Source organism: Leisingera sp. M658 (genome assembly GCF_025144145.1).
Taxonomy (GTDB): Bacteria; Pseudomonadota; Alphaproteobacteria; order Rhodobacterales; family Rhodobacteraceae; genus Leisingera.
The window spans coordinates 3,568,498-3,587,387 of the sequence record NZ_CP083546.1 but is presented as its reverse complement, the minus strand read 5'-3'; the positions used below and the strand labels follow the sequence as shown (position 1 = coordinate 3,587,387).

The 18,890-nt window shown below is 61.3% G+C and carries 19 protein-coding genes and 1 pseudogene; 7 read left to right on the top strand and 13 right to left on the bottom strand.

Annotated features, from left to right (window positions below; all coding sequences use genetic code 11):
* Position 1 precedes the first annotated feature (1 nt).
* From K3724_RS17630 to K3724_RS17605, 6 genes are all read right to left on the bottom strand, one after another.
* Positions 2-1,201 (bottom strand): aromatic ring-hydroxylating dioxygenase subunit alpha, encoded by a 1,200-nt coding sequence (locus K3724_RS17630; protein ID WP_259987765.1) that lies wholly within the window; start codon positions 1,199-1,201, stop codon positions 2-4.
* Complete coding sequence (locus tag K3724_RS17625; protein ID WP_259987763.1) at positions 1,201-3,276, bottom strand: FAD-dependent oxidoreductase; 2,076 nt, start codon at positions 3,274-3,276, stop codon at positions 1,201-1,203. Before K3724_RS17625 ends, K3724_RS17630 begins: the two co-directional genes overlap by 1 nt.
* Positions 3,277-3,350: 74 nt before the next feature.
* A complete protein-coding gene (locus K3724_RS17620) occupies positions 3,351-4,409 on the bottom strand; it encodes a PotD/PotF family extracellular solute-binding protein (protein ID WP_259987761.1) in 1,059 nt (352 codons plus the stop codon).
* A gap of 20 nt (positions 4,410-4,429) precedes the next feature.
* Complete coding sequence (locus tag K3724_RS17615; RefSeq protein WP_259987759.1) at positions 4,430-5,530, bottom strand: ABC transporter ATP-binding protein; 1,101 nt, start codon at positions 5,528-5,530, stop codon at positions 4,430-4,432.
* Positions 5,531-5,546: 16 nt separating this feature from the next.
* Positions 5,547-6,338: an ABC transporter permease gene (locus K3724_RS17610; protein WP_259987757.1), complete on the bottom strand. Its 792-nt coding sequence runs from the start codon at positions 6,336-6,338 to the stop codon at positions 5,547-5,549.
* Complete coding sequence (locus K3724_RS17605; protein WP_259987755.1) at positions 6,335-7,198, bottom strand: ABC transporter permease; 864 nt, start codon at positions 7,196-7,198, stop codon at positions 6,335-6,337. The genes K3724_RS17610 and K3724_RS17605 overlap by 4 nt, the downstream gene beginning before the upstream one ends.
* Positions 7,199-7,430: 232 nt before the next feature.
* Here K3724_RS17605 and K3724_RS17600 point away from each other — a divergent pair, with 232 nt between their 5' ends.
* Positions 7,431-8,078 carry a TetR family transcriptional regulator C-terminal domain-containing protein gene (locus tag K3724_RS17600; RefSeq protein ID WP_259987753.1) on the top strand — a complete coding sequence of 216 codons (648 nt, stop codon included), beginning with the start codon at positions 7,431-7,433 and terminating at the stop codon, positions 8,076-8,078.
* Positions 8,079-8,393: 315 nt separating this feature from the next.
* Here K3724_RS17600 and K3724_RS17595 read toward each other — a convergent pair whose 3' ends face one another.
* The 4 genes and pseudogenes from K3724_RS17595 to K3724_RS17580 all read right to left on the bottom strand — a co-directional run bounded on the left by K3724_RS17595 (position 8,394) and on the right by K3724_RS17580 (position 10,894).
* Positions 8,394-9,431: an IS110 family transposase gene (locus K3724_RS17595; protein ID WP_259987751.1), complete on the bottom strand. Its 1,038-nt coding sequence runs from the start codon at positions 9,429-9,431 to the stop codon at positions 8,394-8,396.
* Between the two features lie 123 nt (positions 9,432-9,554).
* Complete coding sequence (locus K3724_RS17590) at positions 9,555-9,734, bottom strand: hypothetical protein (protein WP_259987749.1); 180 nt, start codon at positions 9,732-9,734, stop codon at positions 9,555-9,557.
* Between the two features lie 81 nt (positions 9,735-9,815).
* Positions 9,816-9,992, bottom strand: a pseudogene (locus K3724_RS17585) (integrase core domain-containing protein); the annotation flags it as partial.
* Positions 9,986-10,894, bottom strand: coding sequence for a LysR family transcriptional regulator (locus K3724_RS17580; RefSeq protein ID WP_259987747.1), 909 nt, complete (start codon positions 10,892-10,894; stop codon positions 9,986-9,988). The pseudogene K3724_RS17585 and the gene K3724_RS17580, both read right to left, overlap by 7 nt.
* A gap of 126 nt (positions 10,895-11,020) precedes the next feature.
* Between K3724_RS17580 and bla the strand changes: the two genes are divergently transcribed.
* On the top strand, positions 11,021-11,902 hold the full coding sequence (bla, locus tag K3724_RS17575; RefSeq protein WP_259987745.1) for a class A beta-lactamase: 882 nt from the start codon (positions 11,021-11,023) through the stop codon (positions 11,900-11,902).
* A gap of 448 nt (positions 11,903-12,350) precedes the next feature.
* Here bla and K3724_RS17570 read toward each other — a convergent pair whose 3' ends face one another.
* Both K3724_RS17570 and K3724_RS17565 read right to left on the bottom strand, forming a co-directional pair.
* A complete protein-coding gene (locus tag K3724_RS17570) occupies positions 12,351-13,370 on the bottom strand; it encodes an AraC family transcriptional regulator (protein ID WP_259987743.1) in 1,020 nt (339 codons plus the stop codon).
* 206 nt (positions 13,371-13,576) lie between these two features.
* Positions 13,577-14,461, bottom strand: a complete 885-nt coding sequence (locus K3724_RS17565) for a LysR family transcriptional regulator (RefSeq protein WP_259987741.1) — start codon at positions 14,459-14,461, stop codon at positions 13,577-13,579.
* A 109-nt stretch (positions 14,462-14,570) separates the two neighbouring features.
* Here K3724_RS17565 and gstA point away from each other — a divergent pair, with 109 nt between their 5' ends.
* From gstA to K3724_RS17545, 4 genes are read left to right on the top strand one after another with little or no spacing between them, the layout of a single operon-like run.
* Positions 14,571-15,182: a glutathione transferase GstA gene (gene gstA, locus K3724_RS17560; RefSeq protein ID WP_259987739.1), complete on the top strand. Its 612-nt coding sequence runs from the start codon at positions 14,571-14,573 to the stop codon at positions 15,180-15,182.
* A complete protein-coding gene (locus K3724_RS17555; protein WP_259987737.1) occupies positions 15,179-15,559 on the top strand; it encodes a nuclear transport factor 2 family protein in 381 nt (126 codons plus the stop codon). The genes gstA and K3724_RS17555 overlap by 4 nt, the downstream gene beginning before the upstream one ends.
* A gap of 3 nt (positions 15,560-15,562) precedes the next feature.
* A complete protein-coding gene (locus tag K3724_RS17550) occupies positions 15,563-15,784 on the top strand; it encodes a 4-oxalocrotonate tautomerase family protein (protein WP_259987735.1) in 222 nt (73 codons plus the stop codon).
* On the top strand, positions 15,781-16,752 hold the full coding sequence (locus K3724_RS17545) for a nitronate monooxygenase family protein (RefSeq protein WP_259987733.1): 972 nt from the start codon (positions 15,781-15,783) through the stop codon (positions 16,750-16,752). Before K3724_RS17550 ends, K3724_RS17545 begins: the two co-directional genes overlap by 4 nt.
* Positions 16,753-16,807: 55 nt before the next feature.
* Here K3724_RS17545 and K3724_RS17540 read toward each other — a convergent pair whose 3' ends face one another.
* A complete protein-coding gene (locus K3724_RS17540) occupies positions 16,808-17,671 on the bottom strand; it encodes an NADP-dependent oxidoreductase (RefSeq protein WP_259987731.1) in 864 nt (287 codons plus the stop codon).
* Positions 17,672-17,854: 183 nt separating this feature from the next.
* Here K3724_RS17540 and K3724_RS17535 point away from each other — a divergent pair, with 183 nt between their 5' ends.
* On the top strand, positions 17,855-18,358 hold the full coding sequence (locus tag K3724_RS17535) for a TetR/AcrR family transcriptional regulator (RefSeq protein ID WP_259987729.1): 504 nt from the start codon (positions 17,855-17,857) through the stop codon (positions 18,356-18,358).
* Positions 18,359-18,890: the final 532 nt, after the last annotated feature.

The following is an 18,890-nucleotide window of genomic DNA, read 5'->3' as shown; positions in this document are numbered from 1 at the left end:
TTCAGATCATGCCGAAATAGCTGCGGTAGAAGCCGGGCAGACTCCATTCCATTTCCGACAGCGGGCCGGGAACGAAACGGTGCGAATTCACTCCTTCCTGATTGTGGCGGATAATCTTCTCGTCATCGAGCGAGGTCACATGCCAGAGCCAGGTAAGCGCTTCCTTGTCGTAGTCGCGACCCTCTTCCGCACCGCCGCGCACATACCAGGCGATCTGTATATCGGTCTCCTGCAGGGAGCGCGGCACAAAGCGGTAGCCGACAAAGTGGTCGGCGTAGATCAGGAAATAGTTGAGCGTGCCGACCGCAAGGTCGGTGGCACCGCCGTCATGGCCGCTGAGCTCGCCTAGCGGAGGCGCCAGCGGTGCGCCGTCCCTGCTGCCGGTCTGATAGCCGGGAAACAGCGGGTAGCGGCGCCAGTAGACATCCGCGCCCAAGGCCAGGGCATTGGGACCGGTGAGGTCCAGTTCTTCGGTCGGTAGGCCGATGGCGGCAGAGCGTTCGCGCAGGGCTTCGCCATGTTTTTCAACATCCGCCGGGTCTTTCAGCGAATGGCTGCGCGAATACTCCTGATGCGAGGGCGCGCAATGGTAGCACTCCAGATAGTTCTCCAGCGCCAGCTTCCAGTTGGCGGGCACCGGATAAGAGGCCTCGTGTGCAAGCGTCAGGTTTTCCAGCTGCATCGGGGCGGACAGCGGTGCCAGCTTGTCCAGGCTGTCCTGCAGTGCCGGCGGGTTTTCGTCGGCGCAGACAAAGATCAGCCCCTGGAAGATCTGCACCTGCACCGGGAACAGCCCGTATTCGCCGGGGTCGAAATCCGGCCCCATGGCACGGCCGCCACGCAGTTTTCCGTCCAGTCCGAAAGTCCAGGCGTGATAAGGGCAGGAGAAAACCCGGGCTGAGCCCTGTTTCTCCAGGCACACGCGGGATCCGCGATGGCGGCAGACATTCAGATGGGCGCGGACATCGCCGCTGCGGTCGCGCACCACGATGATGGATTCCGGGCCGTAGTCAAACAGGAAATAGTCGCCCGGCTCCGCGATCTGGCTGACATGGCCGGCCCAGATCCAGTTGCGGTTCCAGAACATCTTGATGTCGTGGTCATAAACCGCCTGAGAGGTATAGAAATGCCGCTCAAGCGCAAATCCGGGCTGATGGGTTTCAATCAGGTCACGCATCACTTGCAGGTCATCTTTGGGCATTATGCGCCTCCCATATCGTTGAGTGAGATAAGTTCGCGGCGGAACCATTCAGCATCTGCTGCCGCCGGGTCGCGTTCAAAGTTGCGTGCCGCCAAATGGCCGGCAAAGACCGCATCGGCAATCAGGCCGGGCGACGCGGCGTCGCCGATCAGTTCCAGCGTGGTGAACCGGTCCCCGTAGTCAGCGCGCAGGGCATCGAAAAGCGCCGTATCGCGCTGGCGTGACGTCACCATCAGAAGGCTGGCGCAGCTGATTTGCCGGATGCGGCCGGTGTAGGCACAGGCGAGTGCCGCGCCGGTGGCATCCGCCGAGTGGAGCAGATGCAGCGGCACGATCTCCACGCCTGCCTGCAACAGGCTCGTTTGCACCCGGGCCTGCTCCAGTGTCAGGTCGGTAAAAGCCGAAGCCACAGCGCCGGGCGTGGCCAGGATCACCTTGCGGCCCGCGGCGGCCAGGTGATCGGCCAGCACCCCGCCCAGATACCCCTGGTCGTCATCATAGAGCAGCACCGGCCCGCTGTCCGGCGGCAGTTCACCAGCCATGATGTCATCCGGTGTGAAACAGGGCATATCCTGCACCGGCAGCGGGGTCAGCGAAGACCGCCCGCGCCCGTCACGGTGCCACTGGCTGCCGGTTGCGAGGAAGACATTGGGAATGCCGAGATCCGCCACCTCTTCGGCGGTCATCGGGCTGTCTGTGAACATCTGGACATTGGCCCGCTGCTGCAGCTGCCACAGACGGTTGTCCGCGACCCGTTTCCAAGCTGCCAGCCCTTTGAGGCGGCTTTCGCGCAGCGCCCGCCCGCCAAACTCCTTCCCGGCTTCGGCAAGGGTCACGTCATAGCCGCGTTTGGCCAGCTGCATCGCGCATTCCAGCCCGGCGGGTCCGGAACCGACCACCAGCGCGTGCTCCTCATGGCCCTTTGATGCGATCACCTCAGGGTGCCATCCCCGCCGCCATTCCTCGCCCATGGTCGGGTTCTGGGTGCAGCGGATCGGCACCCCGAGCATGTCAGCAGAGACGCAGATATTACAGCCGATGCATTCGCGGATTTCGTCAATCCTGTCTTCTTCAATTTTCTTTGGCAGGAACGGATCTGCGATCGAGGGCCGGGCCGCACCAATGAGATCAAGCACTCCCTTTTTGACCAGCGAGGCCATCAGATCCGGCGAGGTGAAACGGCCGACACCGACGACGGGTTTGGAAGTCACCTGTTTGACGAATTCGATGTAAGGAACCTGAAACCCGTCCTGCGGCTGGAAACGGGTGGTCTGGCTGTCATTGCTCCAGTCTGAGACATTCACATCCCAAAGATCGGGCAGATCAGCCAGCAATTCCACCACGGCGCGGCCTTCCTCTCGCGCCTGCATCCCGTCCGGTCCGGCCATCTGATCCACGGCAAAGCGGAAGGCCACCGCGCAATGGCCGTCAAGCTCCTCGCGGGTTTCCTCCAGCAGTTCGCGGGTAAGGCGCAGCCGGTTTTCCAGGCTGCCGCCGTATTCATCGCTGCGGTTGTTGTACTGCGGCAGCAGAAAATGCTGCGGCAGAGTCATCTGGTGGCCGGCGTAGACATAGACAATATCGAAACCCGCCTCTTTGGCCCGCCGCGCGGCGGCCCGGTGCCAGCGGCGCAGGTCGCGGATGTCGGATTTGTCCATCGCACGAGCCTGCTTCGGGAATGGTGTGTCGATCGGCATGTCCGACGGGCCAAGCACCGGCGCGCGGGTCAAATGGTTGGTGGCATGATGGCCGTTATGGGCGAGCTGGATCGCCGCAAGCGCACCTTTGTCATGCACACCTTCCGTCATCAGCCGGAGGGCGGGGATGTCATGCTCATCCCAAAGCCGGTTTTCCGCATAAGGCCCAAGGTCCGAGGTCGGATGAATTTCCGTCTCCTGGGTGGAAACGACGGCCCAGCCGCCTTCGGCCTTCATCGTGCGCATCGCGGCCTCTGCCTGGGGGCGCACATGGCCCATCCCGTTGCAATGGGGCACCTGGTAAAAGCGGTTCCGTGCGGTGACGGGGCCGATCTTCACCGGCTCGAACAGAATGGAATACCCATTTGCGCCTTGCATGCTGGCACATCCTTTGTGTCTTGGTTGTTTGGTCTTGGCGGTGCGGCGGGTTTCAGTGCCCGCCGCCGGCTGGATCAGAACCCGGCTTTGATGCGTTCGAATTCCTTCAGCATGCGGCCCTCAAGCTCGGGCTTTACAGCGTCAAAGAACAGGCTGTCCTCAAAGAAACTGTCCACATCGGCAAAGCCGTAGGTCTTGATCAGATCCTGATCGGCTGAGGCAAAGGCATCTGCATTGGCATGGGCGTAGCCCCAGTTTTCAATGATGTATTTGCCGCTGGCCTCGGCGCTTAGCGCATTCAGCATGTCATAGACCTGTTCATCGCTTTGGGTCGAGGAATTCAGATGCACATAGCCGCAGACCCAAGTGGCGATGCCCTTGTCCACGTCGCGCATCATCTTGGCCGGTGTTTCATTCCAGATCAGATTCAGCTCCGACTGGTTCCAGCCCCAGCCCATGGTAACTTCGCCTGAAGCAATGGCCTGATCCAGCTGGCCCGCGTCGGACCAGTAGAAGCGGACATTCGGGTGGATTGCGCGCAGGAAGTCCGAGGCTTTCTGGAACTCCTCATCCGACATATCGGTATAGCTGGAGGCCCCGGTGGCCAGCGCTGCCATCGCATAGGCCGAGGAGGCCGCATCGGGAATGGCGATCTTGCCCTGATGGGCGGGATCACTCAGCAATTGCAGCGAGACGTCCGCAGCATTGATCTGGTCGGTGCGGTAGATCAGCCCGGTGTTGCCCCATTCAAACGGCACCATATAGGTGTTGCCGTCGATGGTGACGCCGTCCACATCCTTGATCTGCGGCAGCAGTTTGTCCCAGTTGCTGATCTTGGAGGTGTCGATCGGCTTCAGCAGCCCCGCCGCCACCCATTTGCGCAAGCCGTCGGTGCAGGGATGGGCAAGATCAGCGGCAAAGCCTGATTGCAGCTTGGTAAAGGCCTCCTCGACGCTGCCGAAGTAGGTATAGCTGGGGGCGCCGCCGTATTTGGCGACATAATCGCCGTAGAAGCCCTGATCCTCATAGCCTGACCAGTCAAAGACCGACAGGCTGGCGGCATCGGCGGACGCAATACCGGCTGAGGCGGTCAAAGCCGTGGCAGCGGCCAGCACCGTGTTGAAATGTTTCATATTTCTTCCTCCCTTTATTCTCATGCCTCGCGGGCGCCGAGGTCGATGACGGAGGCGTTCTGCACCCCCAGCCAGACCGGATCGCCCTGCTGGTGATCAACCGTGTGAAAATAGTTCGGCACCGACACCGCAATGGGCTGCTGCAGCCCGTCGGCGGTGACGTGGTAGTGGACGTTTTCGCCATAAAACGCGGCGTTGGTGACAGTGCCCTGCAGATAGCCGTCATAGCCATCGGGCTTTTGGGCGGAGATCTCCAGCTGTTCGGGGCGGATGCCCGTCAGCAGTTGCGGCCCGCGCCGGGCCACATTGGGGTTCATATCAATGGCAAGCGGCCCGAAGCCCTGGACCTGGGCGTGCAGCTTGCCGTCCGCCTCACCCGTCACCGCTGCGTCAAGGAAGTTCATGCCGCCGATGAACGCCGCGACTTCCTGGCTGCAGGGACGGGCGTAGAGCACCTCCGGCTTGTCGACCTGTTTGAGCTGGCCCTGGAACATCACGCCGATGCGGTCGGACATTGTCATCGCCTCGTACTGGTCGTGGGTGACCATGACAAAGGTGATGCCAAGCTTTTGCTGCAGGCGGCGCATCTCAAACTGCATCGCCTCGCGCAGGTTCTTGTCCAGCGCCGACAGCGGCTCATCCAGCAGCAGCACCTTGGGCCGCATCACCAGCGCACGGGCCAGGGCGACCCGCTGCCGCTGGCCGCCCGACAGCTCATCGGCCTTGCGCGCCTGCAGCCCGCCCAATTCCACCATCTCCAGCGCTTCGGCGACGCGGTCCTGCATCTCGGTCTTGCCAAGACGCAGCTTGCGCAGGCCAAACGCCACGTTGTCGCCGACGTTCAGATGCGGAAAGATCGCGTAGGACTGGAACACCATGTTTGCCGGGCGCTTGTTGGCAGGAATATGGGCCATGTCCTGGCCGCCGATGCGGATGGTGCCTTCGTCATGGTCCTGAAACCCCGCAATCATCCGCAGCGCCGTTGTCTTGCCGCAGCCCGAGGGGCCAAGGAGCGAGAAAAACTCGCCCTCCTTCAGTTCGAGGTTCAGGTCGCGCACCGCCACAAAGGTGCCAAAGCGCTTTTCCACCCCGGAGATTTCGATGATGTTCTGACTGGTCATCTGTTGGTCCTTACACTCAGGCGGATTTGGTGGAGCGGCGGCGGAAGTATTCGGCTGTCAGCAGCAACAGCACCGAAGCCAGCAGCAAAAGCGAGCCAAGCGCCAGCGTGTTCGGCAGCTTCGCCGGAAAGCGGATCTGGCTCCAGATATAGACCGGCAGGGTGGGCTGGTTGCCGGACAGAAAGAAGGCCAGCACAAACTCGTCGAACGACACGGTGAACGTGACCAGCAGGCTGGCGACAATCCCCGGCGCCACGATCGGCAGGGTCACCCGGCGGAAGGTGCCGATGACGCTTTCGCCCAGATCAAAAGCGGCTTCCTCCAGCGATTGATCAAAGTCGTCAAAGGCGGATTTCATGATTGATACGGCAAACGGCAGCGCGACAAAGACATGGCCGAGGATCACCGTGGTCAGCGACGGCCGCAGCCCCAGCGAGATGAACAGCACCAGCATCGACGACGCCACGATAATGCCGGGGATAACCAGCGGCAGCATCACCAGCCCTTCGGAGACCTCGCGCCCCGTGAAGCGGTAGCGCACATAGGCGCGGGCCGCAAACAGCCCCAGCGAGGTAGCCACCACTGCGGTGACCACGCCGACGATCAGCGAGTTCGCCATCGCCTGCAAGAGCGTGTCCTGCGCCCCCAGCTGGGCATACCATTTCAGGGTGAATCCCTTCATCGGGAAGGCGACGATGGTGCCGTCGTTGAAGGAGAACAGCGGCAGCAGCAGCACCGGCAGGTAGAGGAAGATCAGATAGGCCACCGCATAGGCCAGAAGCCAGGGGAAACGGAGTGACTTGCTCAACGGATTCTCCTCCCCAAGGCGGTGGCCAGGATAACGAACAGGATGGCGACAAAGCCGACCGAGGCCATCGCCACCAGCGACAGCGTCGCGCCCAACGGCCAGTTGTTGGCCGGGCCGAACTGCACCTGGATGAGGTTCGCCACCATCTTGCCCTGCGAGCCGCCGACCAGCGACGGGGTGACGTAGTCGCCGACGGTGGGGATAAAGATGATCAGGCTGGCGGCGATGATGCCGGGCACCGACAGCGGCAGGGTGACCCGGAAGAACCGTTCCAGCTTGGAGCACCCGAGATCGGTGGCGGCCTCCAGCAATGCCCGGTCGATCTTCTGCAGCGAGACATAGATCGGCAGGATCGCAAACGGCGCCCAGGCGTGGGCCAGTGTCAGCACCACCGCGAATTCATTGTAGAGAAGAAAGGTCAGCGGTTCGTTGATCAGCCCCATTGAGAGCAGAGCGGAATTCATCACCCCGTTGAACCCGAGGATCAGCTTCCAGCTGAACACCCGCAGCAGGTAGCTTGACCAAAACGGGATGGTGATCAGCAAGAGCCAGAGGGTTTTCTTGCGGGTGCGGTAGGCGATGAAATAGGCAATCGGATAGGCCAGCGCCACCGTCGCCATGGTCACCGCCCCGGCAATCAGGATCGAGCGCAGCAGCAGATGCCGCACCAGCGGATCGGTGGCGGCCTCGGCGTAATTGGCCCAGGTCAGCGTCTTGTCGATGTCGACATAGGACTGGGTCCAGAAGCTGTAGGCCACCAGAATGCCCAGCGGCGCAGCTACCAGCAGCCCCACATATAGCGACGCAGGGGCGCTGAGCGCCAGACCTTTGCCTGCTTCGGTTTTTAGAATTCCGGCCATTACTGGGTATCGCTTACCGTTTTTGTTTACGCGGGTGCCGCATCGAAAAATGGACAATCGTCCATAAAAGAGTGGCGGTCAGGGCATGCATCTGTCAACAGGTTTCTTAAGGAAATGGACAAGCGTCCATTTTGACTGGATATTCTGCGGGTGATATGCGACCAATGCTGGCATGGCGCTGCCTGCTGCAGGGTGCCGAATTGTGAATGCCGTCAATAACCAACAGAGTCATATGCCGGGAAAACGGGAACAGAACCGCGAGCAGAACCGCCAGGCCCTGATCGGGGCGGTGCTGGATTCGGTTGCGGAGAAAGGTATTTCGGAAACATCCGTCAGCGAGATCATCCAGCGGGCCGGCCTGTCACGCGGCATGATCCACCTGCATTTCGGCGGCAAGGACAACCTGGTTCAGGCGGCGGCGCATCATTCGTCAGAGGAGTATTACGACGGGCTGGAAGCGTTGTTGCAGACCGCAGGAGACAGCCCGCAGGAACGGGTCGAGATGATCGTGCGCGGCGACCTCAGCGCGCGGGTGCTGAACCGGCGCAATGTCAGCATCTGGTACGCCTTCCGCGGCGAGGCCAGGAACCGCAAGGCCGTGGCCGAGTATTCCGATACCCGCGACGGACGGCTGCGCGGCATGATCCACAACGCCTTTTCCCGGATCGTGCGCGAGGCCGGAACACCGGATGCCGCCGGTGCGGCCCGGGATGCAACCCATGGCACACTGGCACTGCTTGAGGGCATGTGGACCGACTTCCTGCTGCACCCTGACCGCTTCGACCGGGAAGAGGCATCGCGGATCATCTTCCGCTTCCTGGCGGCCATGTTTCCGGAGCATTTTTCGCTGAAGGGTGCCGTGCGCCCGTTGAAAGTATAGCCGCGCCGCACACCAGGGCAAGCCCAACGTCAGCGGCCTCGATCTCACCCTAGATGTAGCGGCTTCCGTAATGGCCTGAGTTTAGTCAAGCTCCCAATTTCGTCCATCCACCGGTTTCATGCTTCCGTTCGTGGTCGACGTGGGCCGCCACATGATACCTGTTAGAAAGACCCCGAGCGCCAATCTTGAGAGCGGGCTTCACTTTTGCGAGCCACGAGCCGCTACACGGCGTCTTCGGGATCCGCGTCCCGGTGGGGGACGTCGGTGAGCTGGCTTTTCAGCTCAACCGGATCTGGTTTTTCTTTCGTTGTACAATCATGTGGTTGCCGCAGGCGCGGCGACCGTAGAGCGGAACTCGGCACCATCCGACCACATTCGATGCAACACTGTTCCAAGCTTACGTGCAACGGCGACAATGGCGCGTTTTAAACCGCGCCGCCGAGCTACTGCCAGCCCCCAGCTTTTCAAATCCGACGGCGCCTGCACACGGGTCAGCAAGACCTGCGCCGCCTCAAAGAGCATGGCACGGACTCCTGCGTCGCCCGCCCGAGTGATCGAACCGGTTATGTCGGTCTCACCGGATTGGTGTTTTCGCGGTGTCAGTCCAAAGTGCGCCCCGACGCGCTTTGATGACCGGAACCGGGCAGGATCATCCACCGCCGCTTTGAAGGTGAGGGCCGTCAGCGCTCCGACACCGGGGGCTGTCATCATCAATCGGCAAGGGCCGTCAGCGCGGGCCAGGCTTCGAGCGCGGCGATCAAGATCCGAAACCTCCGTCTGGAGCGCCGAGCGAGCTTGTAAGATCGCCTGCGAGATCTCCTCAAGCATAGGGTTGCCTGCAACAAGCTCATTCACCCGCTCTAGAAAACGCCCCCTGCTGACTTTGCCCATTTTCAAACCAAAGCCGCGCAGAATACCTCTTAAGCCATGCTCGATTTCAATCAGCTTATTCAGCAGCAGCTTACGTCCTGAAAGCAAAGCTCGGATCTCCTGCGCCGAGATTGATTTGCAATGCACTGGCCGAAACCAACCAGTGCGCAAGAGTTGGGCAATCCCGTGTGCATCGCGCCGGTCGGTTTTGACTGGCATCGCCTGTAGCGCAGATTTGACTTGGCGGGTCTCCATCAAAACCGGCTTTTGTCCTGCTTCAGTCAACCCAGCGAACAACCATTGCGATAAAGGCCCCGCTTCCATGCCAATCAACACGATCTGTTGGCTCAATGAACAACAGAAATCGACTAACGCATCGGGTTCACTTGCAACCTTTGTCTCACGTATCACCTGGCCGGCGCGGTCGACCACGCAGACACTCGACAATTCCAGTGACACATCGACCCCGATATAGACTTCCATGATATCCTCCTGCTGACACGGAAGGTGGACAATCCACTTCCCTTCACGAGGAGCTTGTAACCAAACACGCGGCTTGAGCAGCCCATTACGGTATCTTGAGATCATAAATCGTCGGGCGCGAGATCATCGCCGTTTTCGGCTCAGATTATTTGAGCCAGTAAGCCGGGTCTGGCTTAAGACAGTTGCGCCGGGGCTCAGATCAGCCGCCCGCATATTCCGCCTGGATTGGGGGATTTCTTCCAACACGGCGCCTTCCTGATCGACGGCATGCCACAACCAGAATGACCTGCCCGCGATTTTCACGGCAACTTCGTCCAGGTTCCAGAATTCGCCAGGGCGAGCCTGCCAACAGCGTAAGGCCGGCGATCGGGTAGTCCCCCATTTTTAGTGGAACCCAGCCGTAGATGCGGCTATTTTCAGTTTCATTGCGGGTGTCATGCCGTTGATGCCCATGTTGGGTCGCTCGTTGTTGTAAGTCCAAAGCCATTCCGTTGCCTGGTTTTGCGCCTCCTCGACGGTTTCAAAGATGTATTTCCCCAGCCATGGCTGACGGATCATGCGTCTCCCGATCCAGCAAGGGGCATCAGCTTTGACTCTTCTGTGCGCTGCCCGGAGAGCCATCGGGAAAATGTGTTCATCGCCTGTGTTGCAGGGCGGTCTGAGGGCCAGGCAAGATAGTAGCGCCCGGCGGAAAAGGTGACGCAGAAGGGTTGTGCCAGCCGGCCTTGGGCAATGAATCTCTCGAACATGGCGACTGGCAGCAGCGCCGCGCCTGCTCCCGAGGCGGCAAGTTCCGCGAGCGCCACCGAGCTGTCAAAGACCGGGCCCGTGACCGGCGGACAGGGCGCGCCTGCAACTTCGAACCAACCCGGCCATTCGGCGCTGCGGTAGCTGCGCAGAAGCGTCACATGCCCGAGGTCCGATGGATGCTGCAGGCGCGCCGCCAGCCGCGGCGCGCAGAGCGGCGCCAACGGTGCCTCTATCAGCGGGATTGCGTCATGGCCGGTCCAGCCGCCGGTGCCGAAACGGATGGCCATGTCCAGTCCCTCGCGCAGGATTTCCACCCGGTTGTTGTTGGTCGAAATCCGCAGATCGATCTCCGGATGCGCCTGCCGGAAGGCATCGACCCGCGGCATCAGCCAGCCGAGCGCAAAGGTCGTGTTCACCCCAACCTTCAGAACCTCCACGTCGCGCTGCCCGCCAAGGCGGCCAAGAACCCTCGCCATCGCGTCGAACCCGTGTTCGAGCACCGGGAAAAGCCGTTGCCCCTCGTCGGTCGGCACCAGCCCCTGCGAAGTGCGCAGGAACAGGGTGACTCCCAGCAGATCTTCCAGCCGCGCGACCTGATGGCTGACCGCGGCCTGGGTCACCCGCAGTTCGACGGCGGCCTTGGTGAAACTGCCCTGGCGCATGGCAACCTCGAACACGCGCAGGGCGTTCAAAGGCAGGTCGGGGCGATCCATGGCAATACCTCAGCTAATGGCGGGCGATAAGATTTGTCGTTTGTAGCGCCGGATCAAGCTGAAATATACCAGACGCATGACATCACCTGATGTCGTCTTTGGCTCTTATCCCGAAAGGAACATCCCATGCGGTTCACCGCTTCCGTCCTGTCGCGCGCAGCGGCAGGGCTCGCTCTTGGCCTGTCTCTGGCCACCATGTCCGCAGCTGACACGCGCCTCGCGGCACTGGCCGAAACCGTGTCGCACGTTGAACAGAGGCTTGGCGGGCGCGTCGGTTTGTCGATCAAAGAGGTTGGCGGGCAGACGTCCTGGTCGCACCGGGAAGATGAACGTTTCCTGATGAACAGCACCGTGAAGGCGCCAATCTGCGGGGCCGTGCTCGCGCAGCGCGATGCGGGGGAACTGGCTCTTTCCGACGCGCTGCCGGTGCGTGAGGCGGATCTGCAGTCCTACGCGCCGGTTGCAAAAACACGGGTCGGCGAGGACATGACGATCGGCGCGCTGTGCTTTGCCGCTATCGACATGAGCGACAACACTGCAGCCAATATCCTGATCGACCGGCTTGGCGGGCCGCAGGCAGTTACGCAATTCTTCCGCAGCATTGGCGATCCGATCAGCCGTCTGGACCGGCGTGAGCCCGAACTGAACACTTTCGCCCCCGGCGATCCGCGCGACACAACGACCCCGGCGGCAATGGCTGCCACGCTGGAAAAGCTGCTGCTGGGCAATGCGCTGTCACCGGCATCGCGCGACCAACTGGCAGACTGGATGAGCCATGGCGGCGTGACGGGCAACTTGCTGCGCGCTGACGCGCCCGCGGACTGGCAAGTCCTCGACAAGTCCGGCAGCGGCAGCCACACCCGCAACATCATTGCAATGGTCACGCCCGATAAAGGGGCGCCGTGGATCATCACCATCTTTCTGTCGGACGCAGATGCGGATTTCGGCACGCGCAACGCGGCCCTGCAGGAACTTGGCGGTGCAGCCATGGCGGTGATCCGGGACTGAAGGGGTTCGGGCCGGGGCGCGGAAATTCGGGACCGAAGAAATCTTGCGGCGCAGCGGAGTGCAGCATGAAACTGTGCCGGTTTAATGCCGGCACTCTGCCTGACAGCCGGCCGGCTTGGACCGCGGCGGTACAGCGAAAATCAATGCCGGATCTGGCGGCAGGGATGGATTTGCAAATGCCGCTCAACGATGCGCAGCTCTGGAACCTCGGTGATGGTTCATTCACTTTCCGGATTCAGGCGGGACATCCGCCGGTTTGTCTGAGGGATCTTATCGAAACACAGCCGGTTCCAGAACTGGCGTCTGTTATAGAGCTCTTTGTTCAGAATGCCGGTGCCTCTCCGGCGGTTGCCATGGATGGTGAAATCCCCCAATGGCGGCCGGACGGGCCCGGCACGCCTTCCTTATTGAGCACCTCTGCGATCTTCTTTGGGGACAGGGCCAGTGTTCAGTTTTCCGATGCTCTGTACGAACTTGGTGTTACACCCGTCCACCGCCGGAAAGCGCGGTGGAAATTCGCGGGAGAGGAGAACCCGACATCCTGAGAGATTTCTTCGATGCTCTTGCTCCCGGCCTGCAGGTCATGAATGGCTATGTCCCGGCGCAGCCCGTCCTTGATCGCCTGAAAGGAGGTGTTTTCCGCATCCAGCCGCCGCATCAAGGTTCTAGGTGTGACGTTCAATGCGCGGGCGGCATCTGCCAAGTGGCCGCCCTCCCAGCTTGTTTGATAAAGGAACTCCCGGACTCTCAGAGACTGCTTATGTTCCCTATACCCTGTGAACATCCAGTCGCGGGGGGCCCGGCTTAGAAACTCCTTCAGCTCCGCAGGGCTGCGTCTTTTTGTTGGCCCCAGTTTCGCGACCTCAAACGTAATTGCCGAACACGGTGCCATGAAGCTGATCTGCGCCGGAAATATCACCGCGTAATCGTCTGAAAACCCAGGGCGCTCAAAGGCAAACTGAACCGCCTGGACAGGCACTTCATATCCTGCAAGCCAGGACAGCAGCCCATGCGCCAGTTTCAGGATCAGCATATGGCCGAACTGCTGACAGGGCTGCGCACCGCGCGGCACAAGCCGCAGACTGACGCTGCCGTTTCCGGACGCGAGTTCAATCTGGTAATCGTCCAGCAGCAGGTTCCAGAACGTAGAGAACCGGTGCAAGGCTGAGGGAAGAGAGCTGGCTTCGCGGACCGTCGTCAGCAGGTGCTGCAGTGCTCTGGCCCGGATCGGCCGGCTCCAAAGGCCCATCATTTCATCATTGGTTTCGATGGCAGCGATTTGGTAAAGCCGGACAATCTGATCCAAAGTGATGCGGTGGGCAATCCGACCCTGGACTGCATGCATCCCCGCGCGCTGCAGAAAGGAGGCCAATTGGGCATCCGTGCAACAGTGCCGCAAGGCCATAATCCAATGCCCGGCAAACTGCGACGAAACCGTGGCCAGGCTTGAAGGATCCGAAGCTGTCATTTTCTTAGGCTCCAGCGCCGATTGTCATTTTTGGAAAGCATACCGCCTTTTTCAAACGTGAATCTGGTCAACTTCTACACGCATCTGGCATCAGGTAACAGTACGCGCCCACGGCGGAAAGCAACAGCCGCGGGAGCGTTTCTGCGTGCCCTCAGGCGAAATTGCCGACGATTGCGGCGTGACCTGCTGCCGGGCATTTTCAGGGCCTAGGCCGGTTCGGCTGCCCCGATTCTGTTCCAAAGTTCACTGGCCACGACGCCGGGCGGGCGGTCTCTGCGTCTCATCTTGAAAATCATCGTTTGGCGTACAGGGAATCGTTCCAGGTTGAGGGGAAGCAATGCACCAGACAGCCGCTCCTCCTCGGTCATATGGTCCGGCAGGCCGCCCCAGCCGAGACCGGCGAGGATCACCTTTTTCTTGGCAGCTAGATCGGAAACGGTCCACTTCAGCCCGCCCGGCAGAAGGTCGCGGCTTTGTTCATGCGCGGCGCCGCCTGTGCCCGCCGCGACCACCTGCACGTAGCTTTGCATTTCGGATGCTGAAAATGCACGGGAGCCGACGGGCAGGTTCAGCCCGGGGCTGGCCACTGGCCGGATTGTCACCTCCGTGACCGGCACAGCTTCCACATCATCCAGCGGCACCCCTTCCAGCGAAGCAAGCGCGATGTCTGCCTTGCCCTCCATCAGCCGGGCGATCGGGCCGCCCATCATTTCCATCCGCAGCCGGAGATGGGTGGCCGGGTGATGCCGTCCGGTTTCGGCAAGCGCCGGCAGCAATGGGTCCAGATTCATTGTGGCGCTGACGGCAATGTTCAGCTCTGGCTCTTCGCGGGCGCGCAGCCGGGCGGCGGTGGTTTTCAAGCCTTGCATCTGCCGCAGCACACGGGAGGCCTCGCGGTAGAAGATTTCACCTGCCGGGGTAAGCGCCGGCCGGTAGGCCGCGCGGCTGAACAGCTCCAGCTCCAGCTCCTCTTCCAGCAGGCGGATTGTGTGGCTGATGGCGGACTGCGATTTGTTCAGACGCTCCGCCGCGCCGCGGAAGGTGCCGGTTGAGACAATCGCCTCAAGGGCAATGAGCTGATCGTGTTTCATGGGACCATTACATGATTATTTTTTTGGATCATATTCATGAGTACTCAATATTATCAATCAATCATATCAGCGGGTAGTCAGAGGACATCACCAAACACAGGAGACTGTCATGAAACTCTACTACAAACCCGGCGCCTGTCCGCTGGCCAGCCATATCGCCCTGCATGAAACCGGCCGTCCATTTGAAATCGAAGCTGTCGATACCGCGGCAGGCCGGACCGAAAGCGGCGCAGACTACCGCGCGATCAACCCCAAGGGTTATGTGCCGGCCCTGGGCCTGGACGACGGCAGCGTTCTCACCGAAGGGGCGGCGGTTCTGCAGTATATCGCGGACAGCAACCCGGAAGCGGATTTGGCGCCGGCAGCCGGTACCTTGGCCCGTGCCCGGATGCAGGAACAGCTCAACTGGATCGGAACCGAGCTGCACAAAGCCTTTAACCCGCTGTTCCGCGACGGCATATCCGAGGGCGGCAAAGACGATGCGCGCACCGCTGTAGCGGGCAAGTTCGATTTCATCGAGACGCAGCTGGAGGATGGCCGCGAGTGGCTGGTAGAGGACCGGTTCTCGGTCGCGGATGCCTATCTGTTCGCGGTCTCGAACTGGGCGAACTTCACCGGCATCGACCTGGCCCGCTGGCCCCGGCTGGCGGCGTTCGTGAGCCGCAGTGCCGCCCGCCCGTCCGCTCAGGCTGCAATGCGCGCAGAAGGGCTGATCCAATGACACCAGCCGATCACAAAGTGGTCGGCGCACTGATGGAGGCCTATTTCGAGGGCCTCCATCACGCTGACAGCGCCATGCTGCGCGAAGTTTTCCATCCGCATCTCGCCTACATCTGCGCCACCGAGGGCGATGAGCTTTACTTAGATCTTGAAACCTACATGGCCCGCGTCGACGGGCGCGAGCCGCCGGCCAAACGCGGGGACCCGCGCGAGGAGGAGATCCTCGAGATTGCCTTTGCCAGCGACCGGCTGGCCCGGGTCAGCGCCCGGATGACCATGATGGGCCGGGATTTCCATGACCTGCTTACCCTTGTCCGCCACGGCGCTGAATGGCGCATTGTAGCAAAAGTGTTCTCATATGTACCGCGAAAGGGCTGACAGATGCCTTATGTGAGTATCAAAGTCACCCGTGAAGGCGGCCCTGACGGCACCGGCCCGAGTGCGGACCAAAAGGCGCAGCTGATCACCGGAGTTACGGACCTGCTGCAGGAGGTTCTGGGTAAGAACCCGGCGACAACCTTTGTGGTAATCAACGAAGTCCCGCTGGAGGATTGGGGCGTTGGCGGCCTGCCGGTGCAGGAGTACCGGAAACAGGCGCAATGAAGACGCGGCTGACAGAGGCGCTGGGGATCACCTGTCCGGTTATTCAGGCGCCAATGGCCTTTGCCGCGGGCGGCGCGCTGGCCAGTGCCGTCTCCAATGCGGGCGGGCTGGGTATGATCGGCGGCGCTTACGGCGATGCCGCCTGGATCGACCAGCAGTTCGGCCTTGCGGCGGACGCCCGCGTCGGCTGCGGGCTGATCACCTGGAAACTTGCGGAACAGCCGCAGCTGCTGGACCGGGTGCTGGCGCGCGATCCGGCGGCGCTGTTCTTGTCCTTTGGCGACCCTGCACCATTCGCGCCTGCGATCAAGGAAGCGGGTGTGGCGCTGATCTGCCAGGTGCAGACCCTGCGCGATGCCCGGCAAGCGCTGGACTGCGGCGCAGACATTATTGTCGCCCAGGGTGCGGACGCTGGCGGCCATGGCGAAGCCCGCGGCACCTTTGCCTTGGTGCCCGAGATCGCTGACGAGATCGCACGCCGGAACAGCAAAGCGCTGCTTTGTGCCGCAGGCGGTATCACGGATGGGCGCGGCCTTGCGGCAGCGCTGATGCTGGGGGCGGATGGGGCGGTGATCGGCACGCGGTTCTGGGCCTCGCACGAGGCGCTGGTGCACCCGCGCATTCTGGACCGCGCGCTGGCGGCAACGGGAGATGACACGATCCGCACCCGGGTGGTGGATGTGGTCCGCGGTTATGACTGGCCCGGCCGTTACAATGGCCGCGTTTTGCGCAACCGGTTCATTCAGAAATGGCACGGTTCCGAGGAGGCTTTGAAACTGGAAGCGGGCGCAGAGGCCGCAAAATGGTCGGCAGCCCAGGAGGCCGGCGATCCGGATGTTGCCACCGCTTTTGCCGGTGAAGGCATCGGCTTGATCGATAAAGTGCAGGCCGCCAGCGATATTCTGGCCTGCATCACGGCGCAGGCGCAGCAGTGTCTGGCAGGGCAAAGCCAGTCCGGACTACAGTAGCTTATTGTACCGGAACAGGCGGAGACCCGCCCGCCTGTTCCCTTTCCAGCTGATATCAGAGGGTATGGTCCAGAACGAATTTGCCCGTGTGCCCAGGCGTCCCCAGCCTGCGGTGCGCCTCTGCGATCTGATCAAGCGGCAGAATATCCTCGATCTCCGGCATCAAAACACCCTCGGCCAGCCAGCCCGCCAATGGCAGCAGAACCTCCTGATTGGCGGGGTTTTGAACCGTCACCGGGGTGATCCCCCGCGCTTCCGCGAAAACCCCGCCTGGCTTCCACCACTCCGGGACAATCGTTGCATAGGCGCCGCCATCTTTCACGGCAGCAAATGCCTGCTGCGCGTGTTTGCGCCCGCGCACGTCAATGGCGCCGTCCACCTGCCGCGCGTCCGGGGCGGCGAGTTCGAACCCCAGCAGAGGGGCGATTGCTGCCGCCATTGCGCCAACCGCCCCCATTGGATTGTTGATCAGGACACGCGCGCCCGGCGGCAAAGCCAGGGCCTGAAGAGCCGCCAGCGCTGTGCTGCCGATCAGCGGCACTGCGGCGGCAGTAGTGAAGGGAACCGCATCGGCAATTTTCACAACCTGACTGGCTGGCAAGGCGGCAAATTCCGCATGGGTACCGACCATTGACCCAGGCTGCGGCGACATTGCCATCACCCGGTCGCCGGGGGCAAACCCCTCTGTTTCCGGGCCAAGCGCCTCGACTGTCCCCGCTGCATCCCAGCCCAGGATCATCGGGAAAAGGGCGGGATCATCGGGCAGGATGGTCCCGGACCGCACCCCCGCATCCACCGGGTTCACGCTGGACGCATGGATGCGGAGCAGCACCTCTCCCGGTTTGGGTTCGGGACGCGGCAGGTCTGCCATCCGGAACACATCCGCGTCGCCAAAGGATTCTATGATTGCAGCTTTCATCCGTGCCTCCTTTATTTTGTAGTGATCGTTAAATAATGGGTAGCTTGCCGGGTCAAGCATTTTGTGTAATGATCGATAAGTAATTCGGAGGCGACCTTGGGGCGGCAAAGATCTTTTGACACCGGCCATGCGATTGAACAGGCGATGCTTCTGTTTTGGGAGCGCGGATATGAAGCCGCATCCATGGCTGATCTCAGCGCGGCCATGGGGGTGAACCCCCCAAGCATCTACGCGGCCTTTGGCAACAAACAGGCGTTGTTTGAACGTTGTGCCAGCCATTACGCGCAGAACATTGCGGCCTATGCCCCCCGCGCACTGGACGAGGAAACAACGGCTGCCAAAGCCCTGCACCGCTATGTGTATGAGGCCATCGAGGCGTTTTCCTTTAAGGAGAGACCCAAAGGCTGCTTGCTGGTCAGTGCCGCAACCAATTGCGGCACCGCCAGCAGCGGTGCGCAGAAACTGCTCGCCGGATACAGGCAGGCCAGCGAGGCAATGGTCGCCGCCCGGATCCGGCGTGGTATCGAAGACGGAGACATGCCCGCAGCAAGTGATCCGGATCTGTTGGCGAAGTACATTGCAGTTCTGATTCAGGGGCTTGCGGCGCAAGCCCGCGATGGTGCCACAGCGGATGCTTTGCACAGCGTGGCTGAACTGGCGCTGGGCCAAGTTGCGGTTTTGCCTTAGAAAACAAGGATGCCCCTCAGCTGGCCCTATCTTGAAAACCGCTGGGACAAGCTTAGCTGCTGCCGCATCCGAAAGATATTCATAGGTTCCAAAAACGTGTCTGCAGACCTGTTTTAAGGCCCGGATCTGTTCCTAAGCACATGTTTGCTGTCTGTAAGTTACTTGCATCACCTGGAAGACACCAAGTCCCCAAGCTGCCTCTGTCAGTCGAAGGGATGCGCCTTGGCCGCTGGCGGGCAGGCTGGCGGCCAAGGTTGCGGCAAGCGAAAATGCTGCCGGGCCTTTGGTTGAAACGGGGCATTGGAATCCTTCCCGCAAATCACCTTGCCGCTGCGTTTACAGCCAAATCCACCGCTGTCCTGGCCAGGGTTACGGGCAATCATCACCTACACACGCAGTTTAACTAACTTCGACGCAAGTAGTTATGGGCCCGTTAACTCAGTCTTTCCAAGCGTCCCGCGCCAATTGCGGCGAAAATTGGACGCAACCGCCTTGATTGCCTGAATGGCGCCGCGATCTTTCCGCATTCTGC

Coding starts and splice junctions, on each gene's coding strand:
- K3724_RS17630 (WP_259987765.1), bottom strand. CDS start 1,201: ATGCCCAAAGATGACCTGCAAGTGATGCGTGACCTGATTGAAACCCAT.
- K3724_RS17605 (WP_259987755.1), bottom strand. CDS start 7,198: ATGGCCGGAATTCTAAAAACCGAAGCAGGCAAAGGTCTGGCGCTCAGC.
- K3724_RS17580 (WP_259987747.1), bottom strand. CDS start 10,894: ATGGATCGCCCCGACCTGCCTTTGAACGCCCTGCGCGTGTTCGAGGTT.
- K3724_RS17535 (WP_259987729.1), top strand. CDS start 17,855: ATGGCTGATCTCAGCGCGGCCATGGGGGTGAACCCCCCAAGCATCTAC.
- K3724_RS17565 (WP_259987741.1), bottom strand. CDS start 14,461: ATGAAACACGATCAGCTCATTGCCCTTGAGGCGATTGTCTCAACCGGC.
- K3724_RS17540 (WP_259987731.1), bottom strand. CDS start 17,671: ATGAAAGCTGCAATCATAGAATCCTTTGGCGACGCGGATGTGTTCCGG.
- K3724_RS17545 (WP_259987733.1), top strand. CDS start 15,781: ATGAAGACGCGGCTGACAGAGGCGCTGGGGATCACCTGTCCGGTTATT.
- gstA (WP_259987739.1), top strand. CDS start 14,571: ATGAAACTCTACTACAAACCCGGCGCCTGTCCGCTGGCCAGCCATATC.
- K3724_RS17600 (WP_259987753.1), top strand. CDS start 7,431: ATGCCGGGAAAACGGGAACAGAACCGCGAGCAGAACCGCCAGGCCCTG.
- K3724_RS17550 (WP_259987735.1), top strand. CDS start 15,563: ATGCCTTATGTGAGTATCAAAGTCACCCGTGAAGGCGGCCCTGACGGC.
- K3724_RS17625 (WP_259987763.1), bottom strand. CDS start 3,276: ATGCAAGGCGCAAATGGGTATTCCATTCTGTTCGAGCCGGTGAAGATC.
- K3724_RS17570 (WP_259987743.1), bottom strand. CDS start 13,370: ATGACAGCTTCGGATCCTTCAAGCCTGGCCACGGTTTCGTCGCAGTTT.
- K3724_RS17615 (WP_259987759.1), bottom strand. CDS start 5,530: ATGACCAGTCAGAACATCATCGAAATCTCCGGGGTGGAAAAGCGCTTT.
- K3724_RS17555 (WP_259987737.1), top strand. CDS start 15,179: ATGACACCAGCCGATCACAAAGTGGTCGGCGCACTGATGGAGGCCTAT.
- K3724_RS17595 (WP_259987751.1), bottom strand. CDS start 9,431: ATGGAAGTCTATATCGGGGTCGATGTGTCACTGGAATTGTCGAGTGTC.
- bla (WP_259987745.1), top strand. CDS start 11,021: ATGCGGTTCACCGCTTCCGTCCTGTCGCGCGCAGCGGCAGGGCTCGCT.
- K3724_RS17620 (WP_259987761.1), bottom strand. CDS start 4,409: ATGAAACATTTCAACACGGTGCTGGCCGCTGCCACGGCTTTGACCGCC.